The organism is Alteromonas sp. CNT1-28 (assembly GCF_022348345.1).
GTDB classification, from domain to species: Bacteria; Pseudomonadota; Gammaproteobacteria; order Enterobacterales; family Alteromonadaceae; genus Alteromonas; species Alteromonas macleodii.
Window position 1 is genome coordinate 20,828 of the sequence record NZ_JAKREZ010000037.1, and the last position, 20,354, is coordinate 41,181.

Below are 20,354 nucleotides of genomic sequence, written 5' to 3' on the forward strand. Positions count from 1 at the left end.
TGTTGCGTAATGCAGCTTTACCATGAGTCTTGCACTTGTTTATTTCTGCGTTTAAGCAACAGGTAAATAAGTAGGCTTACAACAAATACAACCAGTATAAAGCCTATTAACCAATACCACGGGTTGTTAGACAGCCATAGTCGTAAATGTAGCCAGCTGTCGTCGGCTTCACCCACTTCATATTTATCGCTTACCTGCATGATGAGTGATGGCGAAAGACCATCTTTCCATGCGAAGAAATCCCCTGCCATCTGCCCCCACATCGACAAACTAACCAGATCCTCGATTCTAGCTTGAAGAAGTTCCGGCGTCTGCGCTGCAACAATGAACAAGGTATCGGTTTGTGAAGAAACAGGGTGTGCCTGTGCAGTAAGTACTGCTTGCTCACCTAAGTCACTTTCTTGAACGGTATGACCGTCTATGCGCATTTCTTTGAAAGACTGATCGTCAGTCAGGTTTCTTACGCGATTGTACAGATTGTTCTGTAACCGATAAGACCAGCGTTTCGTTGCCTCAATGGCCGTACTGAATTCAGACTGCTCAATATTCGTTAAGCTTTCAGGGGTACCTAGAACAATCACAGAACCTTCGGTTGTAATGTCGTTTCCAGTTGCTATTTTCACGTTCAATAAAGGCACTTGGGCTACTTGCGCTAATTTCGCTGAAAGAGTTAACGCTGTATCTAAATAGTCATCTGACGGAATAGCAATGGTTGACGATGGTGCTGACTTAAAGCGCGCAAACGGGTAAGCCGTTTCTGAAAGCAAGACGAGATTAGGTTGAACTGCCACGTTTCCTGCATCAGGTAGTTTTATAGCCGAAGAATCATCAAGCTGGAACACGAGGTGGGAACCTGGAATATCATCACAAGGCACACCTGCTAACGGCGCTCTCATGGTTACCGCAAAGTCTAAAATATTCGTCCCGCCTTTGAAGAATCGTGCAGGTATTCTTAGCTGATAGTCTCGGTAGGATTGTCCGTTAATATTATTAAGAGACAAACCGTGTACAAGTTCGTCATTCACGCTTACATTCATAACCGAACCTGGCCCAAAACCTGCGCCATATCCAAAGTCTAAGAGCAAGCTCACGCTCGCGTTTTCAGGTACATAAAAATCTGCAGGCAATCTGAATGACACCCGTTTGGTGAAGTTCCCCTCATCCCTAAACTGAGTGGTCGCCACACCAAAGTCTTGGAATGTGTAGTGATTGTCTGGGTTCAGAATGCGATGACGCTGCAGCGTTTCCGCCTGCATTTGTGACTGTGAAAGTACGGTAACTTGTGAAATAGGGTTAATCGCATCGTCCATTACCGCCAAGGCTTTCGCTGCCTCAAGTACTTCATCTTGCGTAGTACCGCTGACAATAAGGCGGTAACTAGCCGGTACAATAACGTTGCTGTCCTTAACAAACGCAGGTGTGCGCTGTGCTTTTAGAAACGCGCCATCAATGTCGTTAATCACTTCGTCAGATAATACCGGTGATAACGCGTCGACTGTACCAACTAGAATATGAACAGGCTGTTTTTGCTTGGCTTTGAGATACCATGCAGCACGCTCGTAGCGAGCAACATTTTGGTCGTTCCAAAAACTATTTTCTGTGTCTTCTAGCTGGGGCAAAACGTAACCATCATCAAAGCTGTCATGCTCGATAATAAGCGGCTGATATTGGTTCCTAAGAGACAGTGCTTGAGCAACAATGGGAAGTGTCTGATATTTAATTTGATCATCAGCTTCTCGCGCCGTGTAAAGCTGAACGTTTCGCTGTCCGCCAATTCCTGGATTAAAGAATCCGCTCAGCTCATCTAACGTGAAGCGCTTTTCATTCACCGACGTCGCAATTTTTAGCGTTGAGTTGTATGCATTAATTTCGCTCCACAATTCAGGCGCACTGCCGTCAACACATTGCTCGGCATAGTGCTGACTTACCGCTAGTGTCAGAGAGTTAAACCCGGCTCGCCACAATGAAGTAGGGATCGCAATTTCAGATACAAGAGAAGGTCTGTCTGGGTCGAACGCAATCTGTCCAATGGTCGCATTATTGAATCTCACATACAGCTGAGAACGTTTTTTGATTAACGCCTGCGAGCTGACCACTTCTAATGTAAGTAGCGCGCTGTCCACATCAGTTACTGAACTAAGGGGAATTGGAATATCAATGGAGGCAGATTTTCCCTGCAAGCGCACGGTACTTTCACCGCCAAAAAAGTCGGTTAATCGATACGTGTCAGTTTGCGCCGCTAGGGTAAAAGGCATGCACAAACATACGATGAACATAAGGTATTTTTTTATCATTGATTTTCCTTTGCCGGTTTAGCAAGCAAACCTAATTTCCCGGCGAACTTCCCCATTAATACAAGCATATGCAATAAAACAGGCTTTAACCCAACTTTCAACACATGTTTTGCGCCGAACCAGTATGAGATAGCCCTTGTTCTTCTTCGTTGAAACGACATCCAGCGCAGACTATCACACAGTGAATAGGCGACGACTTCGTTTTCTTGTTCTTCGGTTTGAGGCATAAAGCGTACTCGAAGAATTTTTGACCTATTGTCGTAATGCAGAACGCTAATTGGCAAATGAACGTTCTTATTCAGTGCGTGACTCCACGATGTGAGCGTTGCATTTTCAGGTACTAACGCTCCCTCACCTTTCAAGCGTAACCGAGCTCCACCAAGCGAAAGATCGACCAAATCTCCAACCCAAGCTTCATCGCTTGTAGTCTTAATAACGACACTATTGGTAGCTGGGAGACGTGCCTGACTACGCACCTGTTTCCGCTCTAATAACACACTAAGAACAGACAACAATAGAATCAAATTAAATACATTCCACAACATGACCACCACAGTAAGTTCGCGTGTAAGAGGCTCTGTTATGAACTTATAGACGCCGCTCCCTAATGCGAATGTGATTACCAATATTAGCCAGTAAAACACGCTCGATAGTGGCGACACAAAGGTTCTGTCAAGGCTCTCTCCTTTTGGCGTCACAACAAATGAAGGTGCCCGCGGCTTTAAGAAAACCTTGATTAATGCATTTAGCGTAAATGCGCACTGTAGTATTTCATATAACTCTGACACTAAGGGCCATCGGGTTCGCCCAAAGAGCATGGTGGATATCATGTAAGTGGCAATAACGTGAGGCAGGGTGAAGGCAAAAATTTCCAGCATCGATGCATGGTAAACCTGAAGCCCAAAGACCAAATACGCCAGTGGCATAAGCAAAAAGATGATGCGAGCAAACGGGAACAGCCAAAACATGATTGAACTCATGTAGCCCACTCGCTGATACCATTTTAGTCCTTGCGCTTTAAAAGGCTTTTTGAGTAGTAAAATTTGCGTCATGCCTTGTGCCCAGCGCATACGCTGCTGAATAAACGCATCAAAAGTTTCTGGCGCAAGGCCGCTTACCATAGGTCTGTCCACATATACAGACTCGTAGCCCATTTTGTGAAGATCTAACGCGGTTTCTGCATCTTCAGTGATAGAGTCGCCGGAAATGCCCCCAACCAAATCGAGGTGCTTTCTTCTCATCAATGCGGCTGATCCACAGAAGAAGGAACTCCCCCAGTAGTCTAAGCCTTTCTGTATAGTGCCGTAAAACATGTCGTTTTCTGAAGGCATGCGAGTAAACGCAGAGAAGTAGTTACGCTCAACAGGATCTGGGTTAGCCATAAAATGAGGGGTTTGAACGAGAAAGACCTTCTCGTTTTTAAGCATCCACGGCACGGTTCTATCAAGAAAATCCGAAGTAGGAACATGATCAGCATCCAAGATAACAATCAAATCACCCGTGGTATCTTGTATTGCACTGTTCACATTACCCGCCTTGGCAAACTCATTTTTTGCTCGAGTGTGATAGGTAATATCCAAGCGTTTGCACAGTGCTTGCAAATCTTGTCGCCGCTGTTTTGCAGTGGCCGCTGACACAGGGTTTTCAGCGTTAATTTTCTGGTCGGTTCCGCCATCGTCAAGCAAATGAATACGAAGCTTTTCTTTAGGGTAATCGAGCATTTTTGCAGCGCGGATAGTAACTTCTAATATCCCTTCATCTTCGTTATAACTCGGGATCATGACGTCTACACTGGGCAGAGTTGATTTATCTACCCCTTCCAGGGACAAAAGCGGTCGACTGAGCGGAAACGCGTTAACGATCGCCCCTAACACTGAAGTGATCCCCGCATAAATTTCAGCGCCAAATAATAGCCAGACGGCAATCATTGAAAGAAAATCTGAGTAGGTTAGCGTGTAAATACCACGCCACAGCAAATACCTGACGCTAAGCGCAATGGCTAGCACCAGAGCTAAAATGCGGAATAAATGCTGGTATTTTTGCGTGTGCCGCGCTTCTTTGCTGCACAAGGATATTGCAATGAGGATAACGATTGAAGAGAGAAGCTGGCCCAATGCATCCATGGGTGCCAGCAGTAGCACCCCAAGAATAAAGGATGCTACTAACAGAACAATAATGAACTGAGAGGTGTAGTGTTGTCTACGAGTTTGCGAATAGTCCAAGTTTGCGATCCAATACGTGTATTTGCGTTACACTTGCATAGTTCGCCCTGTTAATTAACGTAATTTTACCGTCCGACATTTCAATCTCGTGATTACTTTTATAAAACAAACGAGAAATGTCATCTCTCTGCTTTTTATTGCTTTTAGACGCTAACAACCACGCCGGATACGTTGCCATTCCAAATGCAGCTACAACAATAAGGCCATAGAACAATACTGGCGACATTGTTGGCGCTATGTACAGGGAAAATAAAAACATAGCCATACTTGCAACGGTAAATATACCAGTAATTTTGCGAAAACGTATAACTTTCATAAGTTTATTTTCTGCATCAAGCAGCATCGAAAGACGCTTCTTCCACAGCTGCTCTGTCTCTAAACTCGTGCGTTCTTCAACCAGTTGAGGTTTTTTAAAAGCAGGGTTGGTATTTTTAAACTGTTGAGCAAGCTCAAACACGTTTACCGCAGCGCCTTCATTAATAGCGCTCTGAAACGATTGTTCAAGCGTAGGTGATTGGTCAAATTGTTGTGAGTTATCTACTAATTTCACTGCGCACACTCCCCTCATTACTACACACTGAGTCTACTTCCGTACATTCAGAGGAAAAATTGCTGAAACCATACTTACTGATTAATAATGATACGCTTACATACGCAAATTGATATTGAACTTTAGCTCATTGAACTTTGGTATAAGTCATGTAGGGCAAGGCCTACAAGGGTGTGCAGACTATATGAAAAGCCATATAGCAGGTAGCGTAAGTCGCAGAAAAGAAGCCCAACTAAACGGGATTAAAGTGGGCAAATTAGACTAATTGATAAGGTGAGTTTTATTGCTAAAGCGTTAGGGCTTGCGCAGCTTACTTAAAATACTGATCAAGTTACTTACATTGAATACCGTTCCAAAAATACTGCCCACGGAAATGGCGTATAACAGCCCCAAAGTTTCAGCAACAAGAAAAACCTTTCTAATAGTGTGCGTATTGCGGATAACCAAAGATCCCACTGTAAAAATAAGTGAAGACGCATAGGCAATGAAGATTATCCAGCTGTGCTCTAGCACAAACCACTCATAAGCGAGGAAGCCTAGATTCACCGCAACAAAGAAAAATAAAATGGCATTGCTTCTATGTTTAATGGCAATAAAGTTACGAACGCTGGCAAGCAGTGTTCCAATGCCTGCGGCCATGGCATCTAGCATAAAAAAATGCACGCTAAGTGCACTTAAGGCAAACGCAGAAATAAGCAAATACTTGTCTACGTTAGTTTGGCGATACCCAATAAAATTTAAAACAACGGCTATTGCGCCAAAGCCTTCTGCAACTATGTTCATTAATATAAGCTCATTAAAATTTAAGGTAGAAAGGCTGACAAAGGGCTTTGTATTCACTGGTATATTCGCCCTTTTGATCCCTAATTATCAGCTCATTTTTGATTGCATTTTTCGCTATTAAGCTCGGCCATTCCCGATGTGCAGTAACGTTTTTAAGATTATCACTTGCGCCCTCTATTAGTTTTTTAAAGTGGAACGCGCAAAGATAAGGCGATTTGTTAGATGTATGCTTTACATAAAGAATATTTGCCAGCGATAGGCCATAACCTTCAGCCGTTTCGATAACCGAGGCTTCCATCGACGCTGGGTACACACAGTACATTTGCCCTTGTTCTATTAACAACTTGCTGCTTGAACTAAAAAGTTCATCTGGGGCCAATGCAGACGTTTGCCTTGCCACCGAGCGAGATTGGCTTTGCTTGCTGTACGCATTTGAAAGTGTAGCTGGCGTGTCAAAGTAAGGTGGATTAGAAATCACTAGGTCATACAAGTGGGGGGAGGTGTAGCCAGTTACATCACAGCAGTAAATAAACAGCTGTTTGGCCCATTTTGCATTTTTAAAGTTGGTAGCGGCCTGCGCTGCGGCTTGCTCATCTATTTCTATCGCGTCAATTCTGGCTGCGCCATTATCGAACGAGCTGATGTCAATTGAACTGCTTTGAACATTCCGCTCTTCACCGTTCGGATTGCAAAAGTGCGCTGCTTTTTGGGCCATCATCAACGCTAAAATGCCACTGCCGGTGCCGATATCCAAGATACGTGGGGCATGGCTGAGGTTTGCGCGAAACTGTGCCCAACTTCCTAAAATCAGACTGTCGGTATTCACTTTCATCGCGCATTTGTCCTGTGCTACGGTGAATTGTTTACAGCGGAACATAAGGAAGTCGTATTACCTAGTGCGTTAAAAGGCACGCATTCTATATTAAGTCGGGTTGTGCTTCACGTTAAGGTTGTGACATTTACTGTGAGCGCTTATTTCCAGCGCTGCAGCGACATCATATTTCTGGCCACGTCAACGGCATGAACGGGTCGGTATTTCTTTAACGGGCCTTTCATTATGCTTTGCCATATGGGCGCCGTTTTCTGCGCTATATCTTCTAGCGTCCGCGACTCGTCGCGATTGCCTAACAATAACGAAGGGCGTACGGCAGAGGCATGGGGTAACTGAGGCATTCGCATAATCGCGTTTTCTAGCTCGCCTTTTACTCGTAAATAAAAGTTACTGCTTTTAGCATCAGCGCCTACCGATGATATCCATACAAAACTGTCCGCGCGCTGAGCTCGGGTCAGCTGTGCGGCAACATGAACATATTCAAAATCAACGCGGCGAAACGCTTGTTTCGATCCCGCCTTTTTAAGCGTGGTGCCCAGACAACAGTACACATGATTAACGCTAAAGTAGCCTTGATAGTCCTGTAGATTGTCGAAGTCGATAACTACAGGTTTTAGGCGATTGTGAGGGTCGTTAAACATACTGGAGGAGAGCGGTTTTCTGACTAAGCAGGTTACCTCATTGTACCGTCTATCCTGTAACAGCATATTTACAAGCGTTCGTCCCACTAAACCTGTCGCTCCTAGCACCATTGCGGATTTCATATGTCGCACCTTGTATCATAAATTGATATAACTACAATCAAACCTTCGACAGTCAAATATGCAGATAAAAATGAAAAAAGCCCTTTTAATTGGAGCCGCTATGCTCTCTACTGCTTTAAACGCTGAAACGCTCACAATTGAGCGTATTTTTTCTTCTCCTTCACTCGATGGCAACGCACCCCGTTCGTTAAAAGTATCACCTGACGGTCAACGGGTAACATTTCTTAAAGGTAAGCAAACCGACTACGAGCGCCTAGATCTATGGGAATACCATATTGAAAGTGGCCAAACTCGCATGCTTTTCGACTCAAACGACCTACAAAGCGGCGAAGAAGTGCTTTCTGATGAAGAGAAAGCGCGACGCGAGCGTATGCGTTTATCTGGCAGCGGTATTGTAAGCTACCAGTGGTCGGACGATGGTAAAGCATTACTTTTCCCATTAGGTGGCGATGTGTTTTATCACAAGCTGGGCGAAAAAGGGGCGAAGCAACTTTTAGATACTGACGCTTTTGAAACTGATATTAAATTATCACCAAAAGGTAACTACATTTCCTTCATTCGCGACCAGAACCTTTATGTAAAACACATTGAATCAGGTAAAGAAACGGCAATTACCAAAGAAGGTGGCGACAACATTAAATTTGGTATGGCCGAATTTGTGGCGCAAGAAGAAATGGGCCGTATGACCGGATACTGGTGGTCGCCAGATGAGACTAAAATTGCTTTTACCAAAGTTGATGAAAGCCCAGTAGATGTGATCACGCGTTCTGAAATCTATGCTGACGACATCAAGCTTATCGAACAAAAATACCCGAAAGCGGGCACGCCAAACGTCTTGGTGGAACTTGCTATTCAAGACATCAACTCTGGCGATCGCACTTGGGTGGATTTAGGTGAAGATAAAGACATTTATTTTGCTCGCGGTAAGTGGATGCCTAACAACACCACCTTTACCTACCAGTGGCAAACACGGGATCAGCAGACGTTAGAGCTGCGTGCGTTCGACCTTAACAGCAAAAAAGAAAACGTGCTGCTTACAGAATCAAGCAACACGTGGGTAAACCTGCACAACGACCTTTACTTCCTAAAAGACAAAGGCCAATTTATTTGGGCGTCTGAGCGCGACGGTTTTAAACACCTTTACCTTTTCGACAATAAAGGCAAGTTGGTTAAGCAGTTAACCAAAGGTGACTGGGTTGTAGACAGTGTTGAAGCTATTGATACAGCGAACAACCGTTTGTACTTCTCTGGCCGCAAAGACACCCCACTAGAAAGCCATGTTTACAGCGTGCCTTTAGATGGCGGCGAGATTTCGCGTATCACTGAACTAGGCGCGTATCACAGCGCGGCATTTAGCAAAGATGCCTCTATCTTTATCGACCGTTTCTCAACGATTAACTCTCCTGCACAAGTTAGCCTAAATAGCGCCACCGGCGAGCGAATTACCTGGCTTGAAGAAAATAAAGTTGAAGAAGGCCACCCTCTGCACGCTTACATGGATAGCTGGACGGCACCTGAGTTTGGTGACATCACCACAAAGGATGGCGCAACCCTTAAGTATCGAATTTATGCGCCTGACAGTGCTAAAAAGAATCCTAAACAGAAGCACCCTGTTATTGTTTACCTTTACGGCGGCCCGCACGCACAAGTGGTAACAAACAGCTGGGCGGGTAACCGTGGTTTGCTATTCCAACACTGGGTTGACCAAGGTTATGTGGTATTTACGTTAGATAACCGCGGCTCTAACTATCGCGGTAAAGGCTTTGAAGATCCTATTTATAAAAAAATGGGCTTTATTGAAGTGGACGATCAGGTTGCAGGCGTAGAGTTCTTGCGTACGCTTGACTACGTTGACGCTGAGCGTATTGGTGTTCATGGCCACAGCTATGGCGGCTACATGACGCTGATGACCATGTTCAAAGCGGGCGATTACTTTGCAGCGGGCGTATCAGGTGCTCCGGTAACTGACTGGCGCTTATACGATACCCACTACACTGAACGCTACATGGGCAACCCAAATACAGATGATGATGCTTACACTGCGTCTTCAGTATTCCCTTACGCAAAAGATCTGAAGGGCGACCTTTTGATTTACCACGGCATGGCAGATGACAACGTGTTGTTTACCCATTCAACAATGCTCTACAAGCACCTTCAAGACTTGGCAATTCCATTTGAAACTATGGATTACCCGGGCAAGAAGCACAGCATCCGTGGTAAGCAAACGGGCATTCATTTATACAAAACTATTACTAACTTCTTTAACCGTAACTTGAAAGACTAATACGGTTAGAGCCTGGGGCCTGTTGATCTCTGTACATCTAAGCTCAACAAGCCCTAGAAAGCAGTAAAAAGCAAAAAGCGATGCTTATGAAGGCATCGCTTTTTTGTTTGGTCAGTTTAATTAACGCTTATTTTGTGCATGTTTGCGTTGTAGCGCTTTGTGCACTTGTAGGGTGATTAGACTTTCTTTACTTGCTACTTGCTACTTCAAAGCATCTATCAAGTATTACAAATGCAGAAACTAGCTAAACATCTGGGTTGCTAGGTTTTGCTGTACCGCCTGAGCAGACGATGCACTTAGTTCAATCTCAATAGGATCGGCTTTGCCCGACAGCCAAATTTTAAGCTCGGCGTCAGTATCAAAATGCCCTGCCGTCTCAACGATAAACTGCGTAATAGATTTATAAGGTATTGAATGATAGTTCACTTTGCGCCCGGTAAGGCCTTGCTTATCAATAAGGATTAGGCGCTTGTTTGTGAATACACTTAAATCGCGCACTAGCTTAAACGCAGAAGTAACGGTTTCGTTAACAGCAAGTATAGGCATAAGCTCTTCTTGAACATCTGAAGCGCTAGTCTCGCTTGCATTACCCATGATGGTATCAAATAAACCCATGACATTTCCTTTTAGGCAGAGGCAAGTTTAACTCGCCATTGAACTCTATGCGCCAGTGGCTTGGGTTTATCCAAAGCAAAGCCTTGACCGAAATCTACTTTAAGCTCTCGTAAAACTTCGGCGGTCGCGTTATCGACCACAAACTCTGCCACGGTCTGTTTACCCATACTGTGCGCGATATTATTTATCGCAGTTACTGTAGCATGATCGATAGGATCGTGAACGATATTTCGCACAAAGGAGCCGTCAATCTTAACGTAATCAACATCTAGGTTTTTCAGGTAGGTGAACGAGGACATACCAGCACCAAAGTCGTCTAAGGCAAAGCTACACCCCAAATCGCGTAGTGTAGAAATGAAATGTTTAGCAGCGCTTAAGTTAGTTACCGCTGTTGTTTCTGTAATTTCAAAACAAATTTTCTCAGCAGGTACAGAAGTACTTTGCATACGCTTGGCAATCTTATGCAGCGCCATTTCATCACCCAATGTAATACCCGATAAATTAATCGCGACTTTGCCCACGTTATCGATGTGAGCGGGGTTACGTTCAAGAGTTTTAAGGGTGTTATCTACTACCCACATATCCACTTTGTTCATTAAACCGTGGCGTTCTGCCAACGGGATGAAAAGCCCTGGACTTATAAGGCCACTGTCTTTTGCATTTAGACGAAGCAAGATCTCGTAATGCTGAAGTTGGGCGGCCTTTTCTTGATTGGGCACGTTAAGCGGCATGATAGCTTGGCTATACAACTCAAACCCGTCGTTTTGTAATGCGTGATGCAAGGCATGTAACACCTGGTTTTCACTGTCATCAATGGCCATTTGCGAGTCATTATCATGAAACACAAAGTAACGGTTTCGACCCAAGTGTTTGGCTTTGTAACACGCGTTGTCAGCAGCTTTAATTAACGCTTCTGCACTTTGTGTACTCTCGTTTATTTCGATAACACCAATGCTTGCCCCCACAAAGAACAACTTGTCGTCATAAACAAAACGATAATTTGAAATCGCCAATAAAAGCTTGTCTAGGCGCTTGGTCACCTCATCCAAACTTTGATTGCGAAATATAATGCAGAACTCGTCTCCCCCTATTCGGGCAAGCAGATCTTGCCCATTCACGTATTGCCTAAATATGGTGGAGATTTCTTTTAGCAGCTTATCGCCCGCTGGATGACCACAGCTGTCGTTTACTAACTTGAATCGATCCATATCGATAAAGCACATCACGCTTTGCTTGTGGTAAGCGCGAGGAAAATTGATACTCGCCACTTTTTCAAAATCAACGTGGTTTAAAGCCTTGCTCTCGCCCTGCTGACCAGCCGCTTTATGCGTTTCATCAAGGATCGCTCGCAGTTTTTCATCAAATGCATAGCGATTAAACAGCCCGGTTAACTGGTCATGGTTTGCTTGAAAATACACTTCTTCCTGCAGCGCCAGCTCTTTGGTTACATCACGTGCTATGCCTTCAACAGCAACCAGTAGCCCTTGCTCGTCGACAATGGGCGTGTCTGAAAATTCAATCGCTAACGGTTCGCCAACCTTGCCTTGATAATGCACAATATAAGGCTCGGGCTTTTCGCCACGAGCAATGGTTTGGCGTATCTCAAACGTCTCATCAGGTACTTGGCGAACGTACTTCGACTCGTTTGCACAGAAGTCTTCTGCGCTAAACCCTAAAATCTTTTCAATACCCGCGCTCACATACATAAAGTTGTGCTCGACGGTCTTGGTGTAAACAAAGTGGCGGTGCATGCCGTCAACTAAGCGGCGATACTTTTCTTCGCTACGCTTTAAATCGTGCTGGGCACGAAAACGTTCGGTCACGTCCCTTACGGTTACCGCAATATTGTCACCGGCTTTTACCACCTGAACTTTTATCCATTGAGGCGCAATCTTATCGCTATGAATGGCAAGGTGAGCTTCATAAGGCACGCCAAGTTCAGCAACGTTTTTGGCGTTTTTAAATTCACTGCTTAAGCCTAAATATCGCGTTTGCTCGGCTAAGCTCATAGACCGCAATACATCGCATGCACCGCGAAATAGATAGCGACTGTATGAGTTTGCTTCTACTAGAGAAAAGTCATCATCTGTTGGCTGATAAATAAGAAGCGCATCAAGGGAGGCTTCGCTAGCGGTGAGGTAACGCTGCTGACTCAAAGACAAATTAACCGCGCCTTTAAGCTGCTTGTGCAGCACATAGCTAACTAGCGCTGACATCAACAGTCCAATCATAATAATTAACAAGCCTGCGTTATATGGGCTTAGCTGAGACTGCATGGAAAGGTAAAAATCGCGTTCTAAAAAACTGAACGGCAAAAGCGACACAATGGTGCCATCGTTGACTAACTCACCGCTTTGAAAAAGCGTTGCACTGTCGGCGTTAAGCTGAAAGTTAAACTGTGGGCCTACTAACTCGCCTAACATCACGGTTAATATGGTTTGTACGTCGAACCCCGCCACCAGAAATCCGTGCTCAGGCTCTTGAGGGCTTATGGCCCTGCCCACAACGATAAAGTGATGTTGAGCAGCATCTGAATACAAAAGCGTGCTTTCCAAGTCCTCGGACAAACGCGATATGTTTAAGCCCAACGCATCCATAGGATGGCCAATGAGGCTGTTGTCTATACGGGTTTTGATACCGGAAGATGGTGTTGCCACCCACGCTATCTCACCGCTCGCATCGACAAATACCAACGATGAAAAGCCTCGCTGCATGCCCATCAATGACAGGGCTTGCGCATTAAACCAGTCTACTTGGTTTGGCTCAAAGGTGGGCCAGTTTCGCATCAGGTTGTGCAGCGCTTGAATACGTTCGCTTGAGAAAACTTCAAGACTAATTTTTACCTGCTCGGCAACCGACTGCGCCTTAGAAATACGTGCTGCGCGTTCATCGTTTTGAATAAAAACACCAGCAGAAACAAATAAAAAGGTGAGAAAAAGAAACAAAACCGTAGGTAAGGCGTAAATACGATGGTTGTGTTTGCTTAACATGTGCCTGTCTCCGGTAACTAGCGCCGGTATACTAAAGTAGAATTATTAAATAAATATGAATTGTCTTATGTGGTATAGGCTCTGGCGTTATCTAATAGTATCTGGCACTGTAAGGCTTCCGATTTTCTTTTAGTGCGTAAAGGCCCTTGTCGGCGCTACCCCATAAAAAAACCAAAATGAAAAGAGCGTTACTTAATGAGTATTTCCCCAAATTTCGAAGACATTAAACAAGCCTATGAACGTATAAAAGGCGACGTAAAGAAAACGCCGATTGTTGAATCTTCGTTGCTCAACAAATGGATGGGCAACCGCATTCTGTTTAAAGCGGAGTGCTTACAGACCATCGGGGCATTCAAAATTCGCGGCGCCATGAATTTTTTAGCCCGGTTGAAAGAGGAAGGTCGTTTACCGAAACATGTGGTCGCCAATAGTTCTGGAAATCATGCTCAGGCAGTAGCCTATGCAGCAGCTCACTTTGGTATTAAGGCCACTATTTTTGCGAGCGAGACCATTTCGCCAATAAAAGCTGCCGCTACGCAAAGCTATGGTGCTGAATTAAAACTATTTCCTACCCGTCCAGAAGCAGATGCGGCTGTCGAGCAAGCCTCAAAAGCACCAGACACGGTCTGGATACCGCCGTTTAACCACAAAGATATTGTGGCAGGACAAGGCACGGCAACGTTAGAAGCGCTTAACGAAATTGGTGAGGTGGATGCTGTCTTTGCGCCGTGTGGTGGCGGAGGGTTATTGTCGGGCTCATTACTGGCAACTCGCGCACTACAGCCAAATGCATTGGTCATTGGCGCTGAGCCCGCCGAAGCGAATGATGCCTCTATGTCGTTGCAAGCTGGTGAGATCATTGCTTTAGACTATGCTCCAAATACCTTAGCAGACGGTGCAGCCACGCCTTCTGTTGGCGATGTAACGTTTCCTATACTGCAAGAAATAGATGATTTCTACGAAGTAGATGAGCTGCAAATTGCTTATTGGACCCAATGGTTACATCATTTACTAAAGCTTCATATTGAGCCCACGTGCGCGATGACCATGGCTGCAGTAGCGGCTTGGGCTGCCAACACTCCACCTGGGCAAACCGCTCTTGTTATATTGAGTGGTGGCAACATTAGCCAGTCGAGTATGGCTAAAATTTGGGAGAGAGATTTTTTGCTGCAGCCTCCCATTCTTGACCTTGATGACGAAGATGAACTTGAAGAAACTGAGCGTGTTGAGGCATAGCGTTTTGTTAGCACACAGCTATCGAAATTTGGACAACTCGGTATAAGAACAAAGAATAAAACAGAAATAAAAAAGGCAGAAACTCACTATGAACTCTACATTGTCGGCACTGACATTTAAAAAGCACTCGCTTTCAAAATTGCTAACCGCAACGTTTGCAACAGCGGCAACGTTAGGTGCTATGACCACCACGCTTACGGTGGATGCTGCAACGCTTGTTGAGAACGTAAAAGGCTATACGTTAAATGAAAGTGGCAAACTCATTACGTTTAAAAACCTTGTCATTGATGAAGGCAAAGTGGTTGCATTAGATATCGACAAAGGCAACACGCCTGTCGACAGCACCATTGATGGCAAAGGCAAAGTTATGCTACCCGGGCTTATCGACGCTCACGGGCATTTACTAGGCTTAGGCGCAAACTTGTTGGAAGTCGATTTGCGAGAAAGTAGCAGTGCACAAGACGCGGCCAAGACAGTTGCCGAATACGCCTTTGCAAATGGACAACAAGCTTGGATTACCGGGCGCGGTTGGAACCAGGAATTGTGGTCTGACAGAGCGTTTCCAACAGCGGCTGATCTAGATAAAGTCATTTCTGACCGACCTGTTGCGCTAGCTCGTGTAGACAGCCACGCTACCTGGGTGAACAGTAAAGCGATGGAAATTGCGGGTATAACTAAAGACACCCTATCGCCCGCAGGGGGCGAAATCATTAAAGACGCCGACGGTAATCCTACCGGTGTTTTTATTGATAATGCATCGCAATTAATTGAAGCGCATTTGCCTAAAGCAAGCAGCGCTATTTACGAGCAGCAATTACATGCCGCAGGTGAGCACTTACTAGCAAATGGCGTTACGTCAATGCACGACGCAGGCGTAGACAGAGACGTATACGATTTCTATTTGAAAGAAGCGGTTGAAGGTGACTTGCCCGTGCGTATTTACGCTATGGTGAGTGCTACAGACCCCGATCTCAGCACCATGCTAGGAAACGGCACCATTCGCGACAAAGACGATTTCTTATATATTCGTTCGGTTAAAGCCTATGGCGATGGCGCATTAGGTAGCCGAGGCGCAGCATTGCTTGAACCTTATTCAGATGCACCGCATCAACATGGTTTGCTGTTAACTCAACCAGAAGATATGACCCAACTGTTTACTACGGTAATTGGTGCGGGCTTCCAGCTTAACTACCATGCCATCGGTGATAAGGCTAACCATGTTGCACTGAACGAGTTTGAAACCACGTTTAAGAGTATTGGCGGCAGCGAACTGCGCAACCGCATTGAGCATGCACAGGTGATTGCGCCTGACGACCTAGCCCGCTTTGCTTCGCTAAAGGTGTTACCTTCCATGCAGCCTACTCACGCCACCAGCGATAAGAACATGGCGGAAGATCGCCTTGGCAAAGATCGTATGAAAGGCGCTTACGCGTGGAAAACGCTACTCGATTCGGGCATTGCACTGCCCTTAGGCTCTGATTTCCCTGTAGAGCTTGCTAACCCATTTTACGGGCTTCACGCTGCGGTTACGCGACAAGACAGAAACAATCAACCCGTAAAAGGTTGGTATGCCCACGAAGCGTTAACCATTGAACAAGCCTTTAAAGGGTTTACTTTAGATGCTGCTTACGCAGGGCACATGGAAGATACCTTGGGCACACTGACGCCAGGAAAATGGGCAGACTTTATCTTGGTCGACCAAGATATTTTTACCATTGATGCCAAAGACATTTGGAAAACCGAAGTACACGCAACTTATGTGGCTGGAGAAGAAGTTTTTTCTAAATGAGTAGCGAAAACAAAAGCCTGTTAACCAAAGGGATTGGCGGCATTGGCGCTGCCCTTTTGGTGTTAAATGGCCTTATTGGGGCGGGCATTTTTGCTCTGCCCGCTAAAATGGCCGCTGAGCTCGGCGCTTTCAGCCCTTACATCTTTTTGATTTTTGGCGCGCTAATGCTGGCCATTGTGTGGTGTTTTGGGCAGCTAGCGACGCTGTACCAAGAAACCGGTGGACCTGTGGTGTACGCCCAGAAAGGCTTTGGTGACGCAGCGGCGTTTCAAACTGGCTTTATTTACTACTTGGCTCGCGCAACGGCGATTGCCGCCAACATGCACGTGTTATTGCTGTACGCCGGTTATGTGTGGCCCGAACTGAATGCGGGAATAGGCAAGTCATTCGCCATTATCGCGCTTACCGCAGCACTAATCGTAGTGAATATTGTTGGCCTTAAGGCCGCCATGCGCTCGCTTGATACTATCTCGGTGTTAAAACTGCTGCCTTTCGTGGCGCTTATTGGAGTTGGCTACTGGCAGCTCGACTTTTCTGCTGCATTTACAAGTACATCGACATCCGTTGTGCCTGCATTTGACACCATATCTGCCGGCGCCCTACTTACGCTTTACGCTTTTATTGGTTTTGAAACGGTAGTGGTCACGAGCGGCGAGACCAGTTCACCGAAAAAAACCATACCTCGTGCACTAATGCTTACGGTTTCAGGTATTGCCATATTTTACTTTTGCGTGCAGTGGCTTTATTGGCACACCGTGGGGCCTGCAAAACCTGATAGCGCACCGCTAATTGCACTCGCCAATATGATATTTGGCGAAACCGGGGCCCTCATAATGACGCTTACCGCCGTAGTGTCGGTTGCCGGTAACTTGTTAGCGAATATGATATCTACGTCTCGACTTACGTTCTCTATGGCGCAGCAGTCACTTATTCCAGGTAAACTGGGACAGAAGTTAGGTGAGATTCACACATCCTTTGCTACCCCAGCAGTTTCCATATCAATACTGGGAATATTTGCCGGTACTATGGCGCTGAGCGGCAGCTTTGTGTGGTTAGCTATTTCAAGCGTGCTTGCACGGCTTGTGGTTTACGCCGTGTGTGTAGTGGTGCTGATGAAAGCCCAGCGGGCATCTTTCAAAAGGGCTTCCTCGCAGAGCGCTTCGTCACAAAAAAGCTTGCAGCCGATTACTTCTGAAAAAGATGCTCACGCTAAGGAAGCAACAGCCGCATCCGCCAGCCCTGTAAACCTGTTTCGACGTCTGATACCCTTTGTCGCATTAGCGGTTTGCGCATGGTCTATTGCGCAGTCGGCAACCAATGCGTGGCTATTTTTACTGGGTGAATTAGTAGTTGGCGCACTGCTTTATTTTTTTTATTTCGCTCCAAGCAACAAAGAATCAAAAGGTTAAACCGTGGAAATTCAAGTTATACCCGTTACGCCCTTTGCCCAAAACTGTTCATTAATTTGGGATTCATCCACTAACAAAGGCGCGTTTGTCGACCCAGGTGGCGACGTTGAAACGTTAATTGAAGCTGCTACAAATAAAGGCGTGAGTATAGAGAAAATTATACTCACACATGGGCACTTAGATCATGTAGGTGGTACCGTCGCCATCGCAGAACATTACGGTGTCCCCATTGTAGGGCCGCATATTGGCGATAAATTCTGGTTAGATGCGCTTATGCAGCAAAGCCAGATGTTTGGCTTTCCACCGGCCCAACCTTTTGCTCCCAATGAGTGGTTAAACGACAACGATACAATTTCAGTAGGCAATTTAACGCTAGAAGTGCTGCATTGCCCGGGTCATACGCCTGGTCATGTGGTGTTGGTAGAACGCTTAAGTAATCGGGTTATTGTTGGGGATGTCATTTTCGCAGGCTCTATTGGTAGAACTGATTTTCCGCAAGGTAACCATCAGCAATTAATCGACTCGATCAAGCAGAAGATTATGGTGCTGCCGGATGATATGACGATTTACCCGGGTCATGGACCAACCACTACGGTTGCAACCGAAAAGGCCACGAATCCTTATGTGTCTGGCAGGTTCGGTTAGCCTTATTAAAAATAAAAAGGCGAGGTACGTTTAATTGCTATTAACGCCCTCGCCTTCCTGTTAATTAACGCCCGCTACATACAAGCATGAAGCGATAATTAACAGACCTTACAAACAATGCTTATTCGTAAGCGCCGCTTGCATAATGCAACTCATAGCTGTGGCTATAAATTTCAAGGATGTTGCCAAACGGGTCTTCCATGTAAATCATGCGGTAAGGCTTTTCACCCGGATAGTAATAACGCGGCGCCTTCATTCGCTTTTTACCACCAGCAGCGACAATCTTCTCAGCCAAGCCTTCTACATCTGGGTCTTGAACACAGAAATGGAAGATACCGGTTTTCCAATATTCAAAGTTGTTTTCTGGGTTCTCTTGGTTGCTGAACTCAAAAATTTCAACGCCGACACGATCCCCTGTTGATAGATGCGCAATGCGGAATTTTCCCCAACCTGGACCAAATACATCGGTACACATTTCGCCAATCGCCGAGTCATCTTCAACAATCTCTGTTGGCTTCATGATGAGGTACCAGCCAAGTACTTCGGTATAAAATTTCACGGCAGCTTCTAAGTCAGGTACTGAAATTCCAATATGAGAAAACGTACGTGGATACGGTGTTTTTACTGCTTCTGTCATCACTTACTCCTATGTAGTGCAAGTTATCAAAATGGCTTAAGCGGCCGCCTCGTCAAGAAGGCCAACTCGAACACCGCTTAAGTGAATGTGCATACATAGTAGCTAGACAAAGATTAAACATGAAATTATGATATTTTCTAAATTTAATAATTTTAAATTATAGAAAAATGCTAAACCCTATTTGGCTAGACACCTTCATCACGTTAGTAGAAACGGGGAACTTTACGCGCACCGCAGAGCAACGCTTTATGACCCAGCCAGGTGTAAGTCAGCACCTTAAGAAACTGGAAGAGGCATGTCAGTGTGAACTAGTCGTCCGTTTAGGCAAGGGCATTCAGTTAACTGAGCAGGGTCAGCGTGTGTACCGATATGCCAAGGAGCAGCAGGAAAAAGAGCAAGATTTTATTGCCAGCTTAAAGTTTGACGCCCCTTTTGAAGGTAAGTGTGTAGTGGCCTGCTCGGGTGCGATTGCTCAGCGTATTTTCCCTGCTCTGCTGGCACTGCAAAAACAGCATAGCGCGCTTAATATTCACGTGGAAGTCGCACCTCGTCGTACTATTTTGTCAGGCATTGCGAACAATACGCTGGAGCTTGGCATTGTGACAAACCAGCCAGAGAGCGAAGATATACATAGTGAGTATTTAGGCGAAGAAGCATTGGGGCTTATTCTACCGCGTAGCCTACCTGACGCGCTTGCTGCGCAGATTCCTGGGTTATCTGAAAACGCGCAGGGTTTTATTTCGGATTCGGTAGCAAAAGTAGCAAGCGTATCTGGAAAAGCAAAGAGTAAAACTGATGATGGTAGAACATTAAAAGCCGTCATCAAGCATCTAGGGCTTATTAATCACCCTGATGCTATGCACTACTTGCAGCGCTATTTTAACGATTGTGGAGAAGCTGAGTTAGCTCACGTTAATCCGAATAAGCTACCTCATACCGGCTACATCAACCAACTTTCGCAAATTCTACTGCCGGTAAGCGAAGGGTTGGGTTACACCGTGCTGCCCACCAGCACACTAGACTTTGTGTCTTTTGCCGACAAACTTACCGTCTACAAAGCTAAAAATGAAGTAACCGAGCCCCTATACAGTGTTCAAACACCCCACAGCGCTCTACCCGCCCGCTACCAAGCAGTTAAACAAGCAATCACCCAAGTATTGGGTTAAAAATTGGGGTCAGAGTACATTATCGATCTAGCTAACCTGAATATTGGGGTCAGAGTCTGAGGGATCCCCACGAATTTAATTCCATGTGCCTGCGGTCCAGGCCCCGTCGACTATGGAGCTGTACCATTTGAGTGCAGT

Annotated in this window: 15 protein-coding genes; 6 read left to right on the plus strand and 9 right to left on the minus strand. The window is 45.5% G+C overall.

Going from position 1 to position 20,354, the window contains the following annotated elements; translation table 11 throughout:
* Positions 1 to 17 precede the first annotated feature (17 nt).
* From MHN02_RS18165 to MHN02_RS18190, 6 genes are all read right to left on the minus strand, one after another.
* A complete protein-coding gene (locus MHN02_RS18165) occupies positions 18 to 2,294 on the minus strand; it encodes a cellulose biosynthesis cyclic di-GMP-binding regulatory protein BcsB (RefSeq protein WP_239247606.1) in 2,277 nt (758 codons plus the stop codon).
* Complete coding sequence (gene bcsA / locus MHN02_RS18170) at positions 2,291 to 4,516, minus strand: UDP-forming cellulose synthase catalytic subunit (protein WP_239247608.1); 2,226 nt, start codon at positions 4,514 to 4,516, stop codon at positions 2,291 to 2,293. The genes MHN02_RS18165 and bcsA overlap by 4 nt, the downstream gene beginning before the upstream one ends.
* Positions 4,494 to 5,066 (minus strand): hypothetical protein, encoded by a 573-nt coding sequence (locus MHN02_RS18175; RefSeq protein ID WP_014950752.1) that lies wholly within the window; start codon positions 5,064 to 5,066, stop codon positions 4,494 to 4,496. The genes bcsA and MHN02_RS18175 overlap by 23 nt, the downstream gene beginning before the upstream one ends.
* Positions 5,067 to 5,360: 294 nt before the next feature.
* A complete protein-coding gene (locus MHN02_RS18180; protein WP_014977436.1) occupies positions 5,361 to 5,849 on the minus strand; it encodes a YgjV family protein in 489 nt (162 codons plus the stop codon).
* Positions 5,850 to 5,862: 13 nt separating this feature from the next.
* A complete protein-coding gene (locus MHN02_RS18185; protein WP_239247610.1) occupies positions 5,863 to 6,681 on the minus strand; it encodes a methyltransferase in 819 nt (272 codons plus the stop codon).
* 140 nt (positions 6,682 to 6,821) lie between these two features.
* Positions 6,822 to 7,445, minus strand: a complete 624-nt coding sequence (locus tag MHN02_RS18190) for an NAD(P)H-binding protein (RefSeq protein WP_014950755.1) — start codon at positions 7,443 to 7,445, stop codon at positions 6,822 to 6,824.
* Between the two features lie 70 nt (positions 7,446 to 7,515).
* On the opposite strand from MHN02_RS18190, the gene MHN02_RS18195 reads away from it, so the two are divergent.
* A complete protein-coding gene (locus MHN02_RS18195; protein WP_239247612.1) occupies positions 7,516 to 9,729 on the plus strand; it encodes a S9 family peptidase in 2,214 nt (737 codons plus the stop codon).
* Between the two features lie 240 nt (positions 9,730 to 9,969).
* On the opposite strand, the gene MHN02_RS18200 is transcribed toward MHN02_RS18195, so the two are convergent.
* Both MHN02_RS18200 and MHN02_RS18205 read right to left on the minus strand, forming a co-directional pair.
* The gene (locus tag MHN02_RS18200) at positions 9,970 to 10,344 is read right to left on the minus strand and encodes a PH domain-containing protein (protein ID WP_239247614.1); all 375 of its coding nucleotides are present in this window, start codon (positions 10,342 to 10,344) and stop codon (positions 9,970 to 9,972) included.
* A gap of 11 nt (positions 10,345 to 10,355) precedes the next feature.
* Positions 10,356 to 13,334, minus strand: coding sequence for a bifunctional diguanylate cyclase/phosphodiesterase (locus MHN02_RS18205; RefSeq protein ID WP_239247616.1), 2,979 nt, complete (start codon positions 13,332 to 13,334; stop codon positions 10,356 to 10,358).
* 195 nt (positions 13,335 to 13,529) lie between these two features.
* On the opposite strand from MHN02_RS18205, the gene MHN02_RS18210 reads away from it, so the two are divergent.
* The 4 genes from MHN02_RS18210 to MHN02_RS18225 all read left to right on the plus strand — a co-directional run bounded on the left by MHN02_RS18210 (position 13,530) and on the right by MHN02_RS18225 (position 18,413).
* Positions 13,530 to 14,570: a serine/threonine dehydratase gene (locus tag MHN02_RS18210; RefSeq protein WP_156078848.1), complete on the plus strand. Its 1,041-nt coding sequence runs from the start codon at positions 13,530 to 13,532 to the stop codon at positions 14,568 to 14,570.
* 88 nt (positions 14,571 to 14,658) lie between these two features.
* Positions 14,659 to 16,359 carry an amidohydrolase gene (locus MHN02_RS18215; RefSeq protein ID WP_239247618.1) on the plus strand — a complete coding sequence of 567 codons (1,701 nt, stop codon included), beginning with the start codon at positions 14,659 to 14,661 and terminating at the stop codon, positions 16,357 to 16,359.
* On the plus strand, positions 16,356 to 17,768 hold the full coding sequence (locus MHN02_RS18220) for an APC family permease (RefSeq protein WP_239247620.1): 1,413 nt from the start codon (positions 16,356 to 16,358) through the stop codon (positions 17,766 to 17,768). The genes MHN02_RS18215 and MHN02_RS18220 overlap by 4 nt, the downstream gene beginning before the upstream one ends.
* 3 nt (positions 17,769 to 17,771) lie before the next feature.
* On the plus strand, positions 17,772 to 18,413 hold the full coding sequence (locus MHN02_RS18225) for an MBL fold metallo-hydrolase (protein WP_239247621.1): 642 nt from the start codon (positions 17,772 to 17,774) through the stop codon (positions 18,411 to 18,413).
* 121 nt (positions 18,414 to 18,534) lie between these two features.
* Here the strand turns inward: MHN02_RS18225 and MHN02_RS18230 are convergent, their stop codons facing one another.
* Positions 18,535 to 19,050 (minus strand): lactoylglutathione lyase family protein, encoded by a 516-nt coding sequence (locus tag MHN02_RS18230; RefSeq protein WP_014950763.1) that lies wholly within the window; start codon positions 19,048 to 19,050, stop codon positions 18,535 to 18,537.
* A 167-nt stretch (positions 19,051 to 19,217) separates the two neighbouring features.
* Here MHN02_RS18230 and MHN02_RS18235 point away from each other — a divergent pair, with 167 nt between their 5' ends.
* Positions 19,218 to 20,216, plus strand: a complete 999-nt coding sequence (locus tag MHN02_RS18235) for a LysR family transcriptional regulator (RefSeq protein WP_239247622.1) — start codon at positions 19,218 to 19,220, stop codon at positions 20,214 to 20,216.
* Positions 20,217 to 20,354 lie beyond the last annotated feature (138 nt).